Origin of the sequence: Anaerotruncus sp. 80 (assembly GCF_009936115.1) — a bacterium.
Lineage (GTDB): Bacteria > Bacillota > Clostridia > Peptostreptococcales > Anaerovoracaceae > Senimuribacter > Senimuribacter intestinalis.
This window is the reverse complement of sequence record NZ_QWES01000008.1, coordinates 40217-57536: the sequence shown is the minus strand read 5'-3', so window position 1 is coordinate 57536 and position 17320 is coordinate 40217. Positions and strand designations below refer to the sequence as shown.

Annotated in this window: 16 protein-coding genes and 1 pseudogene; 16 read left to right on the top strand and 1 reads right to left on the bottom strand. The window is 40.6% G+C overall.

Annotated features, from left to right (window positions below):
• Genes D1155_RS04555 through D1155_RS16080 form a run of 6 tightly spaced genes read left to right on the top strand, consistent with a single transcriptional unit; the run spans position 1 to position 6931 of the window.
• Positions 1-1806 carry a VirD4-like conjugal transfer protein, CD1115 family gene (locus tag D1155_RS04555; RefSeq protein ID WP_160201306.1) on the top strand — a complete coding sequence of 602 codons (1806 nt, stop codon included), beginning with the start codon at positions 1-3 and terminating at the stop codon, positions 1804-1806.
• 44 nt (positions 1807-1850) lie between these two features.
• Positions 1851-2123 (top strand): glutamyl-tRNA amidotransferase, encoded by a 273-nt coding sequence (locus D1155_RS04550; protein ID WP_243151019.1) that lies wholly within the window; start codon positions 1851-1853, stop codon positions 2121-2123.
• A gap of 46 nt (positions 2124-2169) precedes the next feature.
• The gene (locus D1155_RS04545; protein WP_160201211.1) at positions 2170-3006 is read left to right on the top strand and encodes a hypothetical protein; all 837 of its coding nucleotides are present in this window, start codon (positions 2170-2172) and stop codon (positions 3004-3006) included.
• A 24-nt stretch (positions 3007-3030) separates the two neighbouring features.
• Positions 3031-3450, top strand: coding sequence for a PrgI family protein (locus tag D1155_RS04540; RefSeq protein ID WP_201759525.1), 420 nt, complete (start codon positions 3031-3033; stop codon positions 3448-3450).
• Positions 3425-5737 carry a VirB4-like conjugal transfer ATPase, CD1110 family gene (locus D1155_RS04535; RefSeq protein ID WP_160201210.1) on the top strand — a complete coding sequence of 771 codons (2313 nt, stop codon included), beginning with the start codon at positions 3425-3427 and terminating at the stop codon, positions 5735-5737. The genes D1155_RS04540 and D1155_RS04535 overlap by 26 nt, the downstream gene beginning before the upstream one ends.
• On the top strand, positions 5738-6931 hold the full coding sequence (locus tag D1155_RS16080) for a CHAP domain-containing protein (protein WP_160201209.1): 1194 nt from the start codon (positions 5738-5740) through the stop codon (positions 6929-6931).
• 6 nt (positions 6932-6937) lie between these two features.
• Here the strand turns inward: D1155_RS16080 and D1155_RS04525 are convergent, their stop codons facing one another.
• Positions 6938-7261, bottom strand: a complete 324-nt coding sequence (locus D1155_RS04525) for a helix-turn-helix transcriptional regulator (RefSeq protein ID WP_160201208.1) — start codon at positions 7259-7261, stop codon at positions 6938-6940.
• Positions 7262-7663: 402 nt separating this feature from the next.
• On the opposite strand from D1155_RS04525, the gene D1155_RS04520 reads away from it, so the two are divergent.
• The 10 genes and pseudogenes from D1155_RS04520 to D1155_RS04475 form a co-directional block, all read left to right on the top strand.
• A complete protein-coding gene (locus tag D1155_RS04520) occupies positions 7664-8245 on the top strand; it encodes a hypothetical protein (protein ID WP_160201207.1) in 582 nt (193 codons plus the stop codon).
• 375 nt (positions 8246-8620) lie between these two features.
• Positions 8621-9151 (top strand): sigma-70 family RNA polymerase sigma factor, encoded by a 531-nt coding sequence (locus D1155_RS04515; protein ID WP_160201206.1) that lies wholly within the window; start codon positions 8621-8623, stop codon positions 9149-9151.
• Positions 9152-9153: 2 nt separating this feature from the next.
• Positions 9154-9813, top strand: coding sequence for a DUF4367 domain-containing protein (locus tag D1155_RS04510; RefSeq protein WP_160201205.1), 660 nt, complete (start codon positions 9154-9156; stop codon positions 9811-9813).
• A 185-nt stretch (positions 9814-9998) separates the two neighbouring features.
• Positions 9999-10427, top strand: coding sequence for a hypothetical protein (locus D1155_RS04505; protein ID WP_160201204.1), 429 nt, complete (start codon positions 9999-10001; stop codon positions 10425-10427).
• A gap of 362 nt (positions 10428-10789) precedes the next feature.
• Positions 10790-12046 (top strand): hypothetical protein, encoded by a 1257-nt coding sequence (locus D1155_RS04500; RefSeq protein WP_160201203.1) that lies wholly within the window; start codon positions 10790-10792, stop codon positions 12044-12046.
• Positions 12047-12055: 9 nt separating this feature from the next.
• Complete coding sequence (locus D1155_RS04495) at positions 12056-12538, top strand: hypothetical protein (protein ID WP_160201202.1); 483 nt, start codon at positions 12056-12058, stop codon at positions 12536-12538.
• A gap of 84 nt (positions 12539-12622) precedes the next feature.
• Positions 12623-14734 (top strand): S8 family serine peptidase, encoded by a 2112-nt coding sequence (locus D1155_RS04490; RefSeq protein WP_160201201.1) that lies wholly within the window; start codon positions 12623-12625, stop codon positions 14732-14734.
• Positions 14735-14772: 38 nt separating this feature from the next.
• Positions 14773-15600: a hypothetical protein gene (locus D1155_RS04485; RefSeq protein ID WP_160201200.1), complete on the top strand. Its 828-nt coding sequence runs from the start codon at positions 14773-14775 to the stop codon at positions 15598-15600.
• Positions 15601-15936: 336 nt separating this feature from the next.
• A complete protein-coding gene (locus tag D1155_RS04480) occupies positions 15937-16467 on the top strand; it encodes a sigma factor-like helix-turn-helix DNA-binding protein (RefSeq protein WP_160201199.1) in 531 nt (176 codons plus the stop codon).
• 412 nt (positions 16468-16879) lie between these two features.
• Positions 16880-17206, top strand: a pseudogene (locus tag D1155_RS04475) (type II toxin-antitoxin system PemK/MazF family toxin); the annotation flags it as partial.
• Between the last annotated feature and the right edge of the window lie 114 nt (positions 17207-17320).

Here is a 17320-nt window from a genome sequence, read left to right as displayed (position 1 = left end):
ATGACAATGCTGGCATTGACTGCCGCAGGCGTGCCGTTCGTAATCTGGCTATCATTATTGACTGCACCGTATTTATCAGAGGGGCTTGCAGGGCTGATACAGGGGCTGAATTTGTCTTTGTCAGAGCCTTTTCATGTGACATGGTGCAAGGACAGTTTAAGGGCAGTCGCCATCGGGCTGCTGCTTTACGCCGGCGGAATCTGCATCTATGTTTCGTCAAGGCGCAATTACAGGAGAGGCGTGGAACATGGTTCTGCAAGATGGGGGAATCCATCCGATATTAACAAAAAGTACAGGCAGCAGCCGGCATCAGAGAACAAGCTTTTGACCCAGTCCGTCAGCATTGGACTAGACGGCAGAAAACACCGAAGAAATTTGAATGTGCTTGTCATCGGAGGAAGCGGCGCGGGGAAAACCAGATTCTACTGCAAGCCTAACATTATGCAGGCGAATACCTCTTTTGTGGCGCTGGACCCGAAAGGCGAAATCGTAAGCTCTGTTGGACATTTATTAAAATCGCAAGGGTATGAGGTCAAGGTGATTGACTTAATCAATATGGAAAAGAGCCACTGCTATAACCCGTTTGTCTATCTCAGGTCGGATAACGATGTGCAGAAGCTGGCTACCAATTTATTTAAGTCAACTACACCGAAAGGCAGCCAGAGCAGCGATCCGTTCTGGGACACGGCAGCCTCCATGCTGCTTTTAGCCCTCATTTTCTATCTCAAATATGAAGCGCCAGAAGAGGAACAGAACTTTTCCATGGTGATGGAAATGCTTAGAGCTGGCGAAATCAAAGAAGATGAGGAGGATTTTCCAAGTCCTCTTGACAACCTGTTTTACGACCTTGAAATGGAGCACCCTGAACATATCGCAGTGAAATATTACCGGGACTATCGCAGCGGCTCTGCAAAGACCTTAAAGTCCATACAGATTACATTAGCTGCAAGGCTTGAAAAATTCAACCTGAGCAGTCTGGCAGCGCTCACCCGGACGGACGAGCTTGACCTTGATACTATGGGAGAGAAAAAAACGGCGCTCTTTGCTGTTATACCGGACAACGACACCAGCTTTAATTTCCTGGTGTCTATTTTATATACCCAGCTGTTTCAGCAGCTTTTTTATGCAGCAGACCATAAATACGGCGGAAGCCTGCCTGTCCACTGTCACTTTGTGATGGACGAGTTTGCCAATGTTTCGCTGCCTGACGATTTTGACAAAATCCTTTCCGTGATGCGCTCCCGCGGCGTTTCGGTGAGCATTATCCTGCAAAATCTGGCGCAGCTGAAAGCCCTCTTTGAAAAGCAGTGGGAAAGCATTGTGGGAAACTGCGACACCTTTTTGTATCTTGGCGGCAACGAGCAGGCTACCCATAAATATGTCAGCGAGCTTTTGGGAAAGGAGACGATTGATACCAACACCTACGGAAAATCTACAGGAAAGAGCGGCAGTTACTCTACCAATTATCAAAACAGCGGCAGAGAGCTGATGACGCCGGACGAAGTGCGTATGCTGGACAACAGATACGCACTCCTCTTTATCCGGGGCGAACGTCCTGTCATGGACTACAAACTGGACCTCATAAAACACAAGCACATCAAGCTGACCAAAGATGGCGGCATGATGCCGTATCTGCATGGAGCGGTTACAGAGGCTGCGGGGACCATCAGCACGATTGGATTTTATCCCGGCGATGAAAAGGATCGCAGCAGCCAGCTGCAGGAGCATGAAACGCAAGATCAGTTTGAGCTTTTAAGTGAAGAAGAACTATTAGAACAGTATCAGGAAGAAGGAGAATTGAATTGAAAGAGAAAAAGGCATTAAAAAGAGAGAACTCTGTAAAGAGAAGACTGCTGGCAGTCTGTTTCGGAAGCGCGCTGCTGTTTCCCCAAAGCGTATTTGCAGCAGCAACAGACCCATTAGGTGTTGTAAACAACCTGTCTAAGTTCATTTTTGCATTGATTCGGGCATTTGGCTTGATTATGCTCGGATACGGCATTATGCAGGTGGGACTTTCATTAAAATCCCATGACCCGTCACAGCGGGCAAACGGGATTTTGACAGTTGTTGGCGGCATCGTAATCACTTTTACCAAAGAAATCCTGGACCTGATTACAGGTTAACGGCAGGCTGAATGTATGGGTGAAGAAAGAGAAAGGCAGGTGACTTATGTCAGATAACTGGGTTGTACAAAACCTGCAGAACGCATTATCGACCTGGAACGGGAAGCTGTCTGAAATCTGGACCTTATTAACCGAGTCACCGGAGGAATTCAGAGGCGGCGGCATCTGGCAGGTGATACTAGATATACATGGGGCGCTGCAGGCGATTGGGCTTGCCCTTTTGGTACTGTTTTTCCTTGTAGGCGTTGTAAAGACCTGCGGAAGCATCACTGAAATGCGTAAACCGGAAAAGGCGATTCTGCTGTTTATCCGGTTTGCGCTGGCAAAAGGGGTTGTAACCTATGGTCTTGAGCTGATGATGGCAATCTTTGAAATCATGCAGGGAACCATTTCGACCGTTATGCAGACAGCAGGTCTTGGCAGCGCCTCAGTAGTGCAGCTTCCGGCAGAGCTGATTACTGCCATTGAGGACTGCGGTTTCTTCGAAAGTATTCCATTGTGGGCGGTAACCATCATCGGAAGTCTTGTAATCACGGTGCTGTCCTTTATCATCATCATGAGCGTATACGGAAGATTTTTTAAGCTGTATATGTATACGGCAATCGCTGCAGTTCCGCTGTCCACCTTTGCAGGAGAGCCGACAGAACATATCGGGAAAAGCTTTCTAAAATCCTATGCTGCAGTCTGCATGGAGGGTGTGGTTATCCTGCTTGCCTGCGTCATCTTTTCCGCCTTTGCAGCTGCGCCGCCGGAACTTGCAGCGGGAGAATCCGCAGTAGCGATGGCATGGGCATATATCGGAGAGCTGATTTTTAATATGCTGATTCTTGTCGGCGCTGTTAAAATGGCAGACCATTTGGTCAGAGAGATGATGGGACTGTAATGATTGAATCGAAAGGAGAAAAACTTGGAAACGGGAAGAGCAAATAACAGTATTTCGATCAGTGTGAATCCTGAAATTCGCAACTATTCGGAATCAGTATTCTGGGGACTGACCTTGCGTCAGTTCCTTTTTAGTGGTCTAGGCTGTCTGGTATCGGTGGGCATTTTCTTTTTATTAAAGGATGCGATTGGAATGGAGGCAGTGTCATGGGCGTGTATTCTTGGTATGCTGCCCTGCGGACTTTTAGGGTTTGTGACATATAACGGGATGACGGCAGAGCAGCTGCTTGCTGCAGTGATTCGTTCCGAACTGCTGATGCCAAAGGGCTCAGTTTTTAAGCCTGTCAATGTGCTGGAGCATACTTTGCAGAAAAGCGTAAAAAGACGAAGACTACACAAGAATACGGAAAGGAGAAGAAATGGTAAAGAAAAAGCAGAAAACTAAAAAAATGCGAATTCCAAGAAGCGTGCAGGAGGCAGTGCCGATTAGCACTATCTATGATGACGGGCTTTTTGTCACCGATAAAAACACCTACAGTCAGACTTACCGGTTTACAGATATTAATTATGCGGTGGCTTCTTACGATGACAAGATGGATATGCTGAAAGGGTATATGGCATTGATTAACTCCTTTGACGCAAGCGCATCGACCAAGATTACCGTAAACAACCGGAGACTGAACCGCAAGGACTTTGAGCGGGATATTCTTCTGCCGGAGCGGGAGGACGGCGTAAATGTTTACCGGAAAGAATACAATCAGATGCTGCTGTCTAAAGCGACCGGAAATACTATCGTGCAGGAAAAATATTTTACGGTGACAGTAGAGGCGCAGAGCATAGAGGAAGCACAGATGTCCTTTGAACGCATAGGAACAGGACTGACAGCGCATTTATCGAGAATGGGAGCTTCCTGCCAGCAGCTGAATGCAGTAGAACGGCTGCAGATCTTCCATGACTTTTATCGCTACGGAGAGGAGATTCTGTATCAGCTGGATCTCGATATGCTGCGAAGCAGAGGACACAGCTTCAAGGACTATATCTGCCCGGACCACATGGAGGTAAAGCCGGACCATATTCGCATCGGAGAGCGGTATGCGAGAGTGCTCTTCTTAAAAGAGTATGCGTCATATATTCCGGACGACATTGTGACCCAGCTGACAGACCGGAAGAAGAACATGATGCTGTCGGTAGATGTGACGCCGGTTTCGACCGGCGCAGCCATTCGAGATGTGGAGAACAGACTGCTTGGCGTGGATACAAACATTACCCAGTGGCAGCGGAGGCAGAATGCGAACAACAACTTTACGGCAGAAGTGCCTTATGACATGGAGCTACAAAGGAAACAGCTGAGAGAGTTTTTAGACGACCTGCAGACCAGGGACCAGCGTATGATGCTTGCAGCTATTACCATTGTGCATACGGCAGATACCCTGGAAGAGCTGAATCGGGACACAAAAACGATTCAGGCTGCCGGGCAGGAAAGTCTGTGCCAAATCGGCGTGCTGAAATTTCAGCAGCTTGACGGACTGAACACGGTGCTTCCTGCAGGTCCGAAAAGACTTAACTTAAGCAGAACTTTAACCACAGAAGCACTTACTGCCTTTATTCCATTTCGTGTGCAGGAAGTTCGCCACGAACATGGCATTTATTACGGTCAGAATGTAAAGAGCCGCAATATGATTATTGCAGACCGCAGACGGCTTCTCAACGGCAATTCCTTTATACTCGGTGTCTCTGGTTCCGGCAAATCCTTTGCTGCTAAAAGTGAAATCACAAATTTAATGCTTTCCACGGACGCGGACATCATCATTGTAGATCCAGAGCGGGAGTATGCGCCTCTTGTCAATGCTCTTGGCGGTGAAGTCATTGAGATTTCTGCAAGCAGCGGCGCCCACATCAACGCCATGGATATGCACAAGGATTACGGAGAAGTCAATCCTATCATTGAAAAGTCCCAGTTTCTGCAGTCCCTCTGCGAACAGATCATAGCGGGAAACAAGTTTGCCAAAGGGCAGCAGTCCATCATAGACCGCTGCACCGAAAATGTCTACCGCTACTATATGCAGGGGAACTACCAGGGGGTGCCGCCGACTTTGCAGGATTTCAGAGATGAGCTTTTAAGGCAGCCGGAGCCTGCAGCAAAGTCTTTAGCGCTGGAGCTGGAACTGTTTACTACAGGCAGTCTCAACACCTTTGCCAAACAGACCAATGCAGATACCCACAGCAGACTTTTATGCTACGATATTTTAGAGCTTGGCGACCAGCTGAAAGCCGTTGGAATGCTTGTCATACTGGACAACATTTTGAATAGGATTACAAAGAACCGAATGACAGGAAAGCAGACCTTTATCTATATTGATGAAATTTACCTGCTCTTTATGCACGAATATACGGCGCAGTTCCTCTTTAAACTTTGGAAACGAGTGAGAAAGTACGGCGCTTACTGCACCGGTATTACACAGGACGTGGAAGATCTGCTCCAGTCCCATACGGCAAGAACCATGATTTCCAACTCGGAATTTGTAATCATGCTGAATCAGGCGGCAATTAACCGGGCAGAGCTTGCCAAGCTGCTGAACATTTCAGACAATCAGCTGTCCTATATCACCAATGTGGAAGCAGGAAGCGGTCTGGTTAAGGTCGGGAACACCCTGGTTCCTTTTGAAAACAGTTTTCCTAGAAATACACAGCTTTATCAGCTGATGACTACAAAACCCGGAGAGGAACGATAAATGAATGTAAAGATAAAGGAAGTAGAGCTGAAAACTTCTGAGATGAGAAAAGACAGATTCCAAATCAAGATGAGACGGCAGCTTGTTCGGTACGCCTGGATCAAAGGTGGCAGAGCAGCGAAGGAGTATGGAAAGCTGCAAAGCCGGGAAGCCTCATCGCAGCGGCAGGATAACCCTGCCGCTTATGCACAGGAACATATTGCAGATGCCTCTGGACGAATTGTTCGCCAGGGGCGTTCTCTTTTCGTGGAGCAAAGGAGAAAACAGAAAATCAAAATGAAATATATGGGGCAGAATACGCAGGTTTTGCATGGCAGATCAGAAGAACATCGCCAGAGGGCAGGGCTGCAAGGTGCAGAAAACACAGAAATGGAAGAAAGAGCAGGCGGGTTTACTTCGGCTCTAAGCCAGCCGTCAAGGCGTTTTATAGCTTCCAGAAAGAGAGCGAGAAAACAGTTTGAGCGTAGAAGAATGATACAGATTATGATTCGGAAACGGCGTTCTTCCAGTAGTACTAAGGTATATTCTTCATACCGGGGTAGTGGCGGAAACAAGGCAGTTCTGTCTTTCTTTCAGGAACTGCCAGTTTTCCAGAACATGAATGTGGCAACTTCTTTACAGAGAACTATGAGGAGAGGGAAGTTCTATAGGCGAGTAAAGATACCGATGCTTTCCAGCAGTATGTTTGTCGCTATAATTCTTGTAGTAGTTATACTCTTTGCTGCGTCGATGGCGCTTTATGGAGATGACGAGAGTGACGATATTCCTGAAAATGGGACGATTGTAGAGATTGCAGAATCACAGCTTGGAAATGTCGGGGGAATGAAATACTGGAGCTGGTATGGTTTTGAAACTCATGTTGACTGGTGCGCCTGCTTTGTCAGCTGGTGCGCAGATAAGGCGGGATATATAGAGAAGGGTGATGCACCGAAGTTCTCTTATTGCCAGGACGGTGTAAACTGGTTTATATCGAAAAAGCAATGGTACAGCGGGAAGATAGAACCCAAAGCTGGTATGATTATATTTTTTGACTGGAACGGCAACGGAGTAGCCGACCATGTCGGCATTGTAAAGGGCTGCAAGAACGATATTGTAACTACCATAGAGGGCAATAGCGGAGACCAGTGTAAAGAAAGACAATATGCGGTGGGGAATGGATGGATTATGGGGTATGGACGAATTAGCAAACTATAGATGAATTTAAAGTTGGTCACTTCTTAGTCCACTTTTTAAAGATTTAATTACAAGTGTAAAAATACGTAATTCTTCTTCTGAACAATCAGCGAGCACCCTATAGATTTCTGTATTAGGATTTTCTGCAATACCAAAAACAATCCAATCGAGAGATACTTGTAAGGTAGTTGCTAGTTTCATGAGCATTGATAATGAAGGTCCACTATATCCATTTTCTAGTGCACACATATGTGTTAAAGAGATTTCTAATTTCTCGGCTAGAGCTTCTTGGGTATAGTGTGATTGATTTCTTGCCAGTTGTATTCTTTTTCCGATATCTTTCTTATTCAATAATAAATCTCTCCTTTTTACAATAAGATTGCTTTTATTGTATCTCGGATGTAAGAAGTTTATAATATTCTAAAACAGGTATATTTATTATTGTTATAAAATGGATGTGCGATAAATATCGCTTATTTTGAACTATATCATAGCTAATAAATTTTTTAATAAGAGATTTTAATTATTTTGAAAATCCTGTCCCCAAATGTATGACTCGATTTGTTTTATATATAAACAAAGATAAAAATACCAATGAAATTCAGGTAGAAGACTTAATTGTAAAGGTAATAAAGTTTTGCTAACAAATCAAGTAGTAAAAAGAAGGTATAGACTAATGTGGAAGCAAGAGAATGAAGTTGAATGCAAATAGTAAAAAGAGCCATTGAAATATAGAGTTGGGAAAAGTCTGCCATGAAAAACAGATGTAGAAAAGCACTTCCATATATTGCACTTGTAATCCTGCTTTTGATTTTTAATGTGCCTTTTCCGGTGCATAGGGAGTTTTCCGGCATTCTGATACAGACGAAAAATCTGGATTTTTGCGAGAAAGTGACGGTGAAACTTGATGGCAGTTATCATTTGAACTGTCTGACTCATGACGAATACAAGGGATATTTTCGTATCTCCAATGATGTCCTGACTTTGAAAAAAGAACTGCTCTTCCCCGTTGCAGTGGGAGTAGGATTTGATGAGGCTGAATCGGATTTGGAATATAATCTGAAAGGCGAAAATCTTTCAAAAGCGGAATTAGAGCGGATTATGGATGATGAGCTTAAAAGGTATATTGGCGGCAGAGTTCTTTCTAAACGATTCCTTCGCAAAGTCTGTATTGTAGTGCCTTCTGTAGAAAGCTATGATGGTGGGGGAATGAGCTGGAATTATGGAGATCTATCCAATGGAAAATGCAAGGTAATTGTTACCGGTGCAGATACCTATGAGGATGCAGTGGGCATTCTGACTGCCAGTTATGGCGATGCTATTAAGCTACCATAGTTGCATAGTATTGGCATGAAGCTTTTGTTTGTACCATTTTGAACGAAGTCTTTTAAGGGAAGCAACTTGCGAAGGAAAGATGAAAGAACACCGTCGCAAGGCTTCCTTTTGATTTAATGTTAGCATACCTATTTAGTGACTTTGTCACTGCCACTATATGGTTCCTATATGGGCAATTGTCAAGGTGACTTCAATCACTAAGTGGGATTTAATTTGACAAATATAGAATATAATTTTACTAATAAAATAATCTAAACACACTTTTCATACTTCTTTGATATTGTATAAATAAAGAATTTATACTTGCAAAATCACACTATGAATACTCTCCTAAACAGAGTATAATAAAAACAGGAATTATTTAGGAGAAATTTTATGAGTGATTTAGCAAGAGATAAAGTTATAGAGCTTTTGATAGAAAAATATAGTACGGTTATACATAAAATTGCTTACGAGATATTGAAAGATTGGCATCTTGTAGAAGATGTAGAGCAAGAAATTCTTTTTAAATTGATAGAAAGATATGAAGATAAGTTATTGTTACCCCAAGATGAATTGAAAAGCTATCTTTGTACAGCTGCAAAAAATACTGCAATTAATATTGGGCGAAAAAATGGAGCTATCCAAGAAGCAGAAGAATTATATTTTACAAATGCACCATTAACAATGGAAGCGGTAGATATAGCCGTGCTCTATGATGAATACGGCTTTGGGATAGAGATGCAGGATATATTGAGGACGCTTGACAATATTGATAGGGATATTATTTGTTTACAATATGGTGAAGGATATCAACGGAAAGAGATTGCAGAAATTCTTGGTGTCAGCGAAGAGTTTGTAAAGAAAAGAGTGTACAGAGCAAGAATTAAAATTAAAAGCATTTTGGTTGACAGAAAGGAGGATTAAGGATGAACGAGCATGATATTGAAAAGAAAACCGATGAGATATTGATGGCTTTGGGAAAAGAGCTAAGCAAAAGCCGCAAAGTCTATGCTGAAGCCCTTTTGGACGAAAGTATGCCGGATCCACCTTTTGTTATGCACGAGAAAGCAAAAAGTAAAAGTTCGAAAAAAATGTTAAAGAGGGCTTTGATACTGGTTGCAGTTTTAACCTTGACACTGGGGATGCTGGTTGTTTCGGTAGATGCTGTGAGATTGAAATTGTTTGAATTTTTTATGGTGGATAAAGATGGGTATACGGATTTGCAGCCATCAGATGGAAACGTAATAGAAAATGAAATGCCTGAATTTTATTTGAGTTATGTGCCAGAAGGATATGCGCTTTCCCTTAAAAATGTAGAACAGGGGATGACGACCATTATATACAAGGATGATAATGATCAATATATTAATTTTGAGGCATATACCAGTAATGATACAACAGCTTCGATTGATAATGAGAATTTACAAAGGGAGCAGATTCGTGTAAATGAATTTGAAGGATGGCATTTTTACAATGATGACTTTGATATGGTCGTTTGGCAAGTAGGAGACTATCTTTTAAATATCAGCAGTAGTCTAGGTAAGGAAGAAACTTTAAAAATTGCTCAAAATACCTTTATAAAATAAGTTTGTTACAGTCGTATTAAAAATACAGCATGAGAGAATTGAACTATCAAGGCTCTTGTGCTTTTTTGTTACTATAAATGTAAGTGTTTACGTAGTTAAAAAAAATAAAAATTTTTCAGAAAAATTGTCCCCATAAGAACAGTCTTATTTGTTTTATATATAAAAGAATAAAGGAGATTTCTATTATGAGAAAAACAATTTTAGTAATGTGTGTATTACTATCATTAGTAATATCAACAGTTTCTGTAAGTGCGGAAACTGATTTATCAACAGCAGTAACCCCTGACATTGAACTACAGTATGAGAATTTTGCAACAGCGAATGTTACATTTTCTATAACTAATGGAACCGCAAACTGCGTGATGAGTACTCGACTGTTTCCGGGGAAAGAGATTGATTATGGACAAATAACAGCCTATATAAAAAATTCGTCAGGTAAAATAGTGAAAACTTTTAGCAAGAAAGTATATCCACAATTAAATCAATGGATATGGTCAGATAGTTACAAATTAACAAGTAAGGGAACATATCATTTGCAGGCAACAGTTAAATTTTATAAAAATGGAAAGTTAGTTGAGACAATAACAAAAACGAGTTATGAAAAAGCATATTAAACTTAAGACTTTATATATGGACTATGTTATAACAGTCTTATACAGCGCAATGATGATTCTAACTTACTGAGGTATAAAAGAAACCGTTATGGACGATGAATTAGCTGATTGAAGAAGGGAATAGGAAAGATGAGAAAGATGAATCCGATGAGGTACAAAACAGGCGATATATATTTAGCTATTCTAGCAAACAAATGGAATAGCTAAATAGAACATTTTGCATAAATACAAACTTTATCAAAATGGTAATCAGAGTAAAATTGAAGCCGTAATTTACAATGTTTTCTATATATTTTCATTACGAATAGCAATATAGGAAAAGAAGAAAGGAAGAAAAATGAAAAAAATTTTTTGTTATTGTTATGTCTGTTTTGCTTATATTAACTTCGAGTTTAACGGCATTTGCAAATTCATCGGTAGCTAAAAAAGCTACAATTAAACTGGATATTTCTACATCCAAAGAAGATAAAGAAATTATCAAACAGTATAAGAAAATAGGTGATGATACTTATTCGAAAGAGAATAATAATATTATTATGAATGTGACGGATATTCAAGAATCCGAGGACAAGGTTTTGGTTTCGGGTGATGCTGTCGCCAAAATGTTTGGAGAGTCCTATAACTTTTCTTTTAAAGAAAAGGAACTAGACATCAAATATGTGAAGAATAAAAAGTTCTATACAGGTGCTTTTGAGGTTGTAATTGACGATAAATACAATGGAATTATCGATATTACTGCAATGGCAACTTTCAGCAAGACGATTATCAGTTTTACCTTACTTGACCTAGAAGATGAAGATAATCAGTCTGTTATGCTTTATGGCAACACATTCAAGGAACAGGTTGAACTTTTTAATCAGGAATTGGAAGCTGCAGAGAAGGAAGCTGTGCAAGAGCCTGAAGTAGAATCAAAAAAATTTGCAATGGCAGCATCTACATCGGCTTATCAGCATGTAGCCAATAAGTCCAATTCCTCGCTTGGGGGAGTTGCGAGGGACAAGCAAATGGTGGTAATAAGTGTAAGCAAGTGCGATCCAAAAAATTTTGGTTCTGGGACAACTGGATTTGAGATGATTCGCGTTTTTTCAAGATCGCATAATGCGACAGAAATGAAATATGAATCTCCAATTCTTTTAGCAAAGCCGTCTCGTGTAAAAGTGACTTTTAAGGGAGATCCAGATAATTTGATGTCGGTTAATAGTACAAAACCTACAAGTGGCAATGGGGCATTAACATCAGTTTTTAAAGTGTTCAACTCTGTTGTAGGCAGCCAGGGAAGTGGTTTGATTGCTGCGATATCTGCGATTATTGACCATCTGTCTATCAGCGTAGGTGACACTATTAGCAAAAGCGGAACAAATGCAACTTTTGATATTGGAATATCTAATTTAAATGCAAGTAGTATTGATTTGCCAAGAGCAACGACTTCTTCTAATGCAAAGGATGATACAAAGCATGGGATACCTTTTAAAGTGTGTTATACGCAAGATGTAGAAGATAAAACTGCAAATATATCAGTTTCAGCTGTTTTAACTTATCAATTATTTTTGAATACTAATAGAACTGTGTCACTCAAAACGGGAGCCGCAACAATTTCTCATACAGTGAATTTGAATTAAGGTGCTAAAATGGATAAAGGTAAACTAAAAAAGATTATCTGCATTGTGTTATGCGTGGCAGTAGCCGTTGTATGGTACGCAGGAGAGGGACGACAAAAGGATATAGAAGAATATAATCTTAACGCAGACAAATCAGCTGCAACTGTTTATTCCTTTTGTGATAATGTGCTGGGAATTTATGATGAGGAACCCACAACCTTTTCTGAGTTAAATGACAGTTATACTGCTACTCAAATACGTATTTGGAGATGGCAAGCATGGAGTTACCGCGATAATAACTTAAATGGGGAACGTCCATTTGAGAATGGAGAAGATTGTGATAGAATGATAATAATAGCTGAGGATATTTCGAAATTAAATAGCGATCTCATGAACGCATACTTCCTCAAAAATCCTGAAAAGAATGTAGAACTGACAAAGGAAGAGGTGACGAAACGAGTCGAGGATATCCGTCGGCGAACTAACATACTTTGTGCCCCTTTTCCTGAATGAGAAATTTAATTTTGAGACTTAATATTGAGGAAATTCAACTTTCATATTACATTACTTTAAGATTTAAGAAAGGGGCAGAGTAAAATGAGAAAACAAATTCAAGGCTGTAAATGGACCAGGGCAATAGTAATTACACTTGCCTTTCTATTGGTATTTCAATGTGGCTGGATTACAAATGATGGAATCGCTTTAGCAGCTACTGCAAAAGATGAGTACATTATCATTACAGAAAACTCAACTGCTGCGCAAAAAGTAAAGAATGATCACGCCGTCATTACAGAAAATGGAGAGGCATTAACAGCTGAACTTTCTGCAGTGGAGGCAGAGCAACTTGAGAAGGAAAAAGACATTATATGTGTTGAAAAAGATTCTCTCATTGTGAGTCCAGTTGAGGTTGGATGGGATATGGTAAAACCAGCTGCTGAAAAGTGGAACCTGCAGGCTATCAATGCTCAAAATGTAAATGTGCCTGCTAAAGTTAAAGTTGCCATTATTGATTCTGGAGTTGACTATTCAAATAATGTTGAAGTTTACAAAAGAAAGAACTTCATTGCTGATAAACCAGTGACGACTGAATTTTATGAAGATTTAACCGGACATGGAACAAGTGTTGCTAGTTTGTTAGCAGGGAAGCAAGATGACAGTAATGTGCAAGGTACTAATGACAATATTCAATTGTACTCTGCAAGAGTGTTGGATGAAAATAACCAGGGAACAATTAGCAGCGTAGTTGAAGCTATTTTCTGGGCTATGGAGAATGATGTGAACATCATTAATATCAGCTTTGGAACACCAGTATATTCTGAAGCATTAAAGAAGGCAATTGATGCAGCAGAAGAACAGGGAATTCTAATTGTTGCAGCTGTAGGAAATAGAGGAACGGAAGGGGTGGAATATCCGGCAGCTTTTGAAAATGTATTAGCAGTTGGTTCAGTTAATGCAGCTGGAGAAGTAAGTGATTTTAGTGGAAAAGGTACGGAAGTTGATGTTGTTGCTCCTGGTGAAGCAGTATTAGCACAGTGCAATTTTGGCGATGATTTAATCTTATCCGGGACAAGTCTTGCAGCTCCTCAAGTATCCGGTATTGCGGCAGCATTATGGAGCAAAGATTTGACGAAACCTGCTGCGTTTATAAAAACTCTCATTAAATCAAGCGCAAAGAGCTTGTCAGATTCCGGTGGTGGATACGGACTTGTTGATTATGCATATGCACTTGAAATTTATGATGACGTAGCAGCAGAGTTGGAATCTGTTGTAGAAGAAAATGAAGATGGTGAAATGCTTAAAGAAAATTCTGCAAAACTTGAACAACCTCAAAAGAAAGTAGAACGTGATAATGCAGAACACAAAAAATTAACTGCTTCTTATGAATTTGAGGAAAAACTGATGGAGGCGGTCGATTACGCAAATATTGCACCAAATAGTAAGTCGGTAGAAGTCTTAAAAGACCCTTATGTCGATGGCAGTTGGGGAAGTGGTGTACATGAAGCCTATTCTGCTAATGCGGCAATGAAAGCGGGGGCTGTCTTTTCTGACAAAGAGATATCTGGGGTTAAAGGAATGACTTCACATTCAGAGTTTCATGGATTTAGCTGGCATGGCACTACAGATGATGGATTAAATACAGGGACTTGCAATTATATCGCAAATTACAAGTACTTGGTGCTAGTAGCAAACAAAGTGGGCAACGGTGATAGCTATACTTCTGTAACGAATTCTAATGTAATAGGATTAAGTGCTACTTGCTATGGAAAGTTAAAAAGCGGTGTAAAAAGTATTATAGGTACAACCGCCTATACCAACAACAAAACTGCAGCAGATAAAAAAGCATTTCTAATGGGAGTAGCTATGCATACGGCTACTGATGCATTCGCCCATTCAGCTTTTCAACAAATGCAAGCAGGGTCATATTCTTGGCGTAGAATTACACACACTAATGATGCAGCAGATAAAACAAGTGTTGTTCCTAGGCGCGCAGAAATGGCATATGCGGTCGAAAAAAATGTAATAGCAAGATTTAAGGGAAACCGTAGTGGTGAAAAGATTGGAAATGATTTTCATGATGATACAGGAGCATGTTATAAACTGGCAATTGGTTTCCGCCAAAATAAGCTGATGACTTTTGCCCAGGCAGCTGATGTAACTAAGGCTACGATTATTTCAGATTTTAAGTTAGTACAAACGGGCGCAAGATAAAAATGTTGCAATGCAAATATGCACAATAGGGGTAAGACATGATGAAAAAAATAATAAAAGGTGCGATTGTACTGACTGCTATAATAGCCTTTTTCTATTTTGGAACGGGTCAGCATATCAGTGACGACAGTCCAGACTGCAAGGCGATGGAGCCACTGTCAGTAGATACTTTTGCACATTTTCGAACTCTTGACTTTTCGAATAAAACCAGATTAACGTCTAACAAGTTTGGATTTAGAAAAAAACTGGTCATTGAGGAAGTCAGCATTGTAACTCAGGATGTTGGAGGGGCACCGGATTCAAGTGCATACTATGGCATTTACAGGGATGAACAGTTGAGGGAACCTGTTGAGGAAGTGGATTTTAACTGGCTGTATCGCGATGGAGCTTTTGAGGAAGGAAAAACCGATACTGTACCATACGACGAAAAAAAAGACGGCATTGTAATTCTGGAGCCGGGTACCTATTATGCCGCCGTTTATACGCCAAGCTTTTTCGAAGATTTTGAAGCCAGTTATCTTAGCTATATCTGTCCTCTCAATCAGCAAGGTGAATTGAGAGAGAATGAGACGAAAAAATTTTATGTTGTAGAAGAGGGGCAGAAAAATACATTTACATTCAAGAGTGAAAAAAATGGCGAGGTTAAGATAACGATTAATATTTACAGCCAGGGGACAATGAAGATTTATGATGATGACGGCGTTTTGCTTCAGCGGAAAACCGCAAAGAAAAATACGGGCAAGCCGCTTACTTTGACTTTCCATGGGAAAAAAGATCATACTTACCGTATTGAGATTGAAGATTGTGAGGTCAGCAACGATGCAAATTATATGTATTTATACAAAATCAGCTGCATATTTGTATAAATACAGTAAAGAAAAATTCACAAAAGCATATAAGCATTTTTTGAGTAATACTTTGAAATTAAAGTGATTCTTGAAATGGTAGAAAACCAGCCTAAGAAGAGGGCTGGTTTTCTTTTAAGAGGGAGTATCAATCTGAAATTAAGAGGAAACATAATGATTTTAGATATTCTGAATAGGCAGCTGACATTAATTGAAATGAAGCGATAAAGATGAAAATTGATAAATAAATATAGATTTAATATACTTAAGACAGCAAAAATGGGTTGAATACCTTGCAAAGTATCCGTGACCTCGTTTTGAAATTTTAACGAAATCAAAACGAAAGGAAACGGAACTATGAAACAGAAAATCTATTTACTTAAAAATACAGAATTCAACACCAATAGTCATGCGGAACGGCTTGTAGAGGTAACAGGAAACGAGTTCTATCATTACATAAATGCTGCGGGAAGCGAAAAGAAATATTTTGTACATATTACGGACAATTTGTTTTTTGAGGCTGCCGAAATTATTGTTGAAGTTTCTGCTTCTGATTATTACAGCTGGAAGAAAGAATACGACAGGCTGTATTACCAGGCAAAACTGTCTGAAGAAATATCAGAGATATCCTGGGATAATCTTAATGCAAAGATTGAACTTAATCCAGAGATCATTCCAGAGGAATCCCTTTTGAAAAAGGAGAATTATTGGAATCTAAAACGAGCCTTGCTTTCTTTAGAAACTGATGAACGAAAACTGATAGGAATGCTTTACTTGTCAGAAAAGCCTGCTACAATGCGACAAGCTGCGGAACATTTTGGGGTTAGTGTTTCTGCTATACATAAACGGAAGGAAAAAATCTTGAAAAAAATGAAAAATTTCTGGTGAACAAATTCGACTTTTTTTCACAATATATATAGTAGAAACAATTAAATAGTCATCTCAGCAAATACATTCCTGCAGCTGCCAGCACATCAGAGGATGCGCCATGACCACATAAAAGTGCGAGCGGACAACCATCCGACTGAAAAAGCTGAATTGCAATCAGCTATGCCATAACCAGCTGCAGGGACAATGATACGCCTGCCTAGCCACAGACATCGCAATGGGGGCAGCTCGGACGGAGTCGGAGGGGTGGAATTCCCGTGGAGTCAGTTAGCAGCTGACCGTCTGCTGAGATCCTGCGCCTCAGGGAGTTGAGAACAAATAAAGGCATTAATATATACGCAAAGCAATGAAACCGGTCTATTTTTTGGACAAGAATCATTGCTTTGCGTTGCTTTGTTTAGAAGGGGAAAACATGAAAAGAGGAGACATTTACATAGCGCAGCTAGGAGAAGCACAGGGTTGTGAGCAAAGGGGAAGACGACCGGTGCTGGTTGTGCAGAATAATATTGGAAACAAGTATAGTCCGGTAGTCATTGTTGCAGCAATCACAGGAAAGAGAAAACCTAAATTGCCAACACACGTAGAATTGTTTGATGAAAAAGGTGTTGCGAACCATTCGATTGTTTTATTGGAACAACTTCGTACCATTGACAAGCGACGCTTAATGAAAAAGGTCGGATATCTAAAGAACAGCACCATGAAGGAGATAGATGCACGCCTGCAGTACAGCTTAGGATTGACCAAAGCATATCCTTTAGAGATTACACTTTGTTCAAAGTGCCTGACGCAGTTTAACCATGTTAAATCAGGGAAGATATGGAGAGTAAATTCAGATTAGACAGAAAGGGAAGCC

What these genes read in the sequence shown, in the direction of transcription:
- D1155_RS04555 (WP_160201306.1), top strand. Translation starts at nt 1, where the DNA reads ATGACAATGCTGGCATTGACTGCCGCAGGCGTGCCGTTCGTAATCTGG.
- D1155_RS04545 (WP_160201211.1), top strand. Translation starts at nt 2,170, where the DNA reads ATGTCAGATAACTGGGTTGTACAAAACCTGCAGAACGCATTATCGACC.
- D1155_RS04535 (WP_160201210.1), top strand. Translation starts at nt 3,425, where the DNA reads ATGGTAAAGAAAAAGCAGAAAACTAAAAAAATGCGAATTCCAAGAAGC.
- D1155_RS16080 (WP_160201209.1), top strand. Translation starts at nt 5,738, where the DNA reads ATGAATGTAAAGATAAAGGAAGTAGAGCTGAAAACTTCTGAGATGAGA.
- D1155_RS04520 (WP_160201207.1), top strand. Translation starts at nt 7,664, where the DNA reads ATGAAAAACAGATGTAGAAAAGCACTTCCATATATTGCACTTGTAATC.
- D1155_RS04515 (WP_160201206.1), top strand. Translation starts at nt 8,621, where the DNA reads ATGAGTGATTTAGCAAGAGATAAAGTTATAGAGCTTTTGATAGAAAAA.
- D1155_RS04510 (WP_160201205.1), top strand. Translation starts at nt 9,154, where the DNA reads ATGAACGAGCATGATATTGAAAAGAAAACCGATGAGATATTGATGGCT.
- D1155_RS04505 (WP_160201204.1), top strand. Translation starts at nt 9,999, where the DNA reads ATGAGAAAAACAATTTTAGTAATGTGTGTATTACTATCATTAGTAATA.
- D1155_RS04500 (WP_160201203.1), top strand. Translation starts at nt 10,790, where the DNA reads ATGTCTGTTTTGCTTATATTAACTTCGAGTTTAACGGCATTTGCAAAT.
- D1155_RS04495 (WP_160201202.1), top strand. Translation starts at nt 12,056, where the DNA reads ATGGATAAAGGTAAACTAAAAAAGATTATCTGCATTGTGTTATGCGTG.
- D1155_RS04490 (WP_160201201.1), top strand. Translation starts at nt 12,623, where the DNA reads ATGAGAAAACAAATTCAAGGCTGTAAATGGACCAGGGCAATAGTAATT.
- D1155_RS04485 (WP_160201200.1), top strand. Translation starts at nt 14,773, where the DNA reads ATGATGAAAAAAATAATAAAAGGTGCGATTGTACTGACTGCTATAATA.
- D1155_RS04480 (WP_160201199.1), top strand. Translation starts at nt 15,937, where the DNA reads ATGAAACAGAAAATCTATTTACTTAAAAATACAGAATTCAACACCAAT.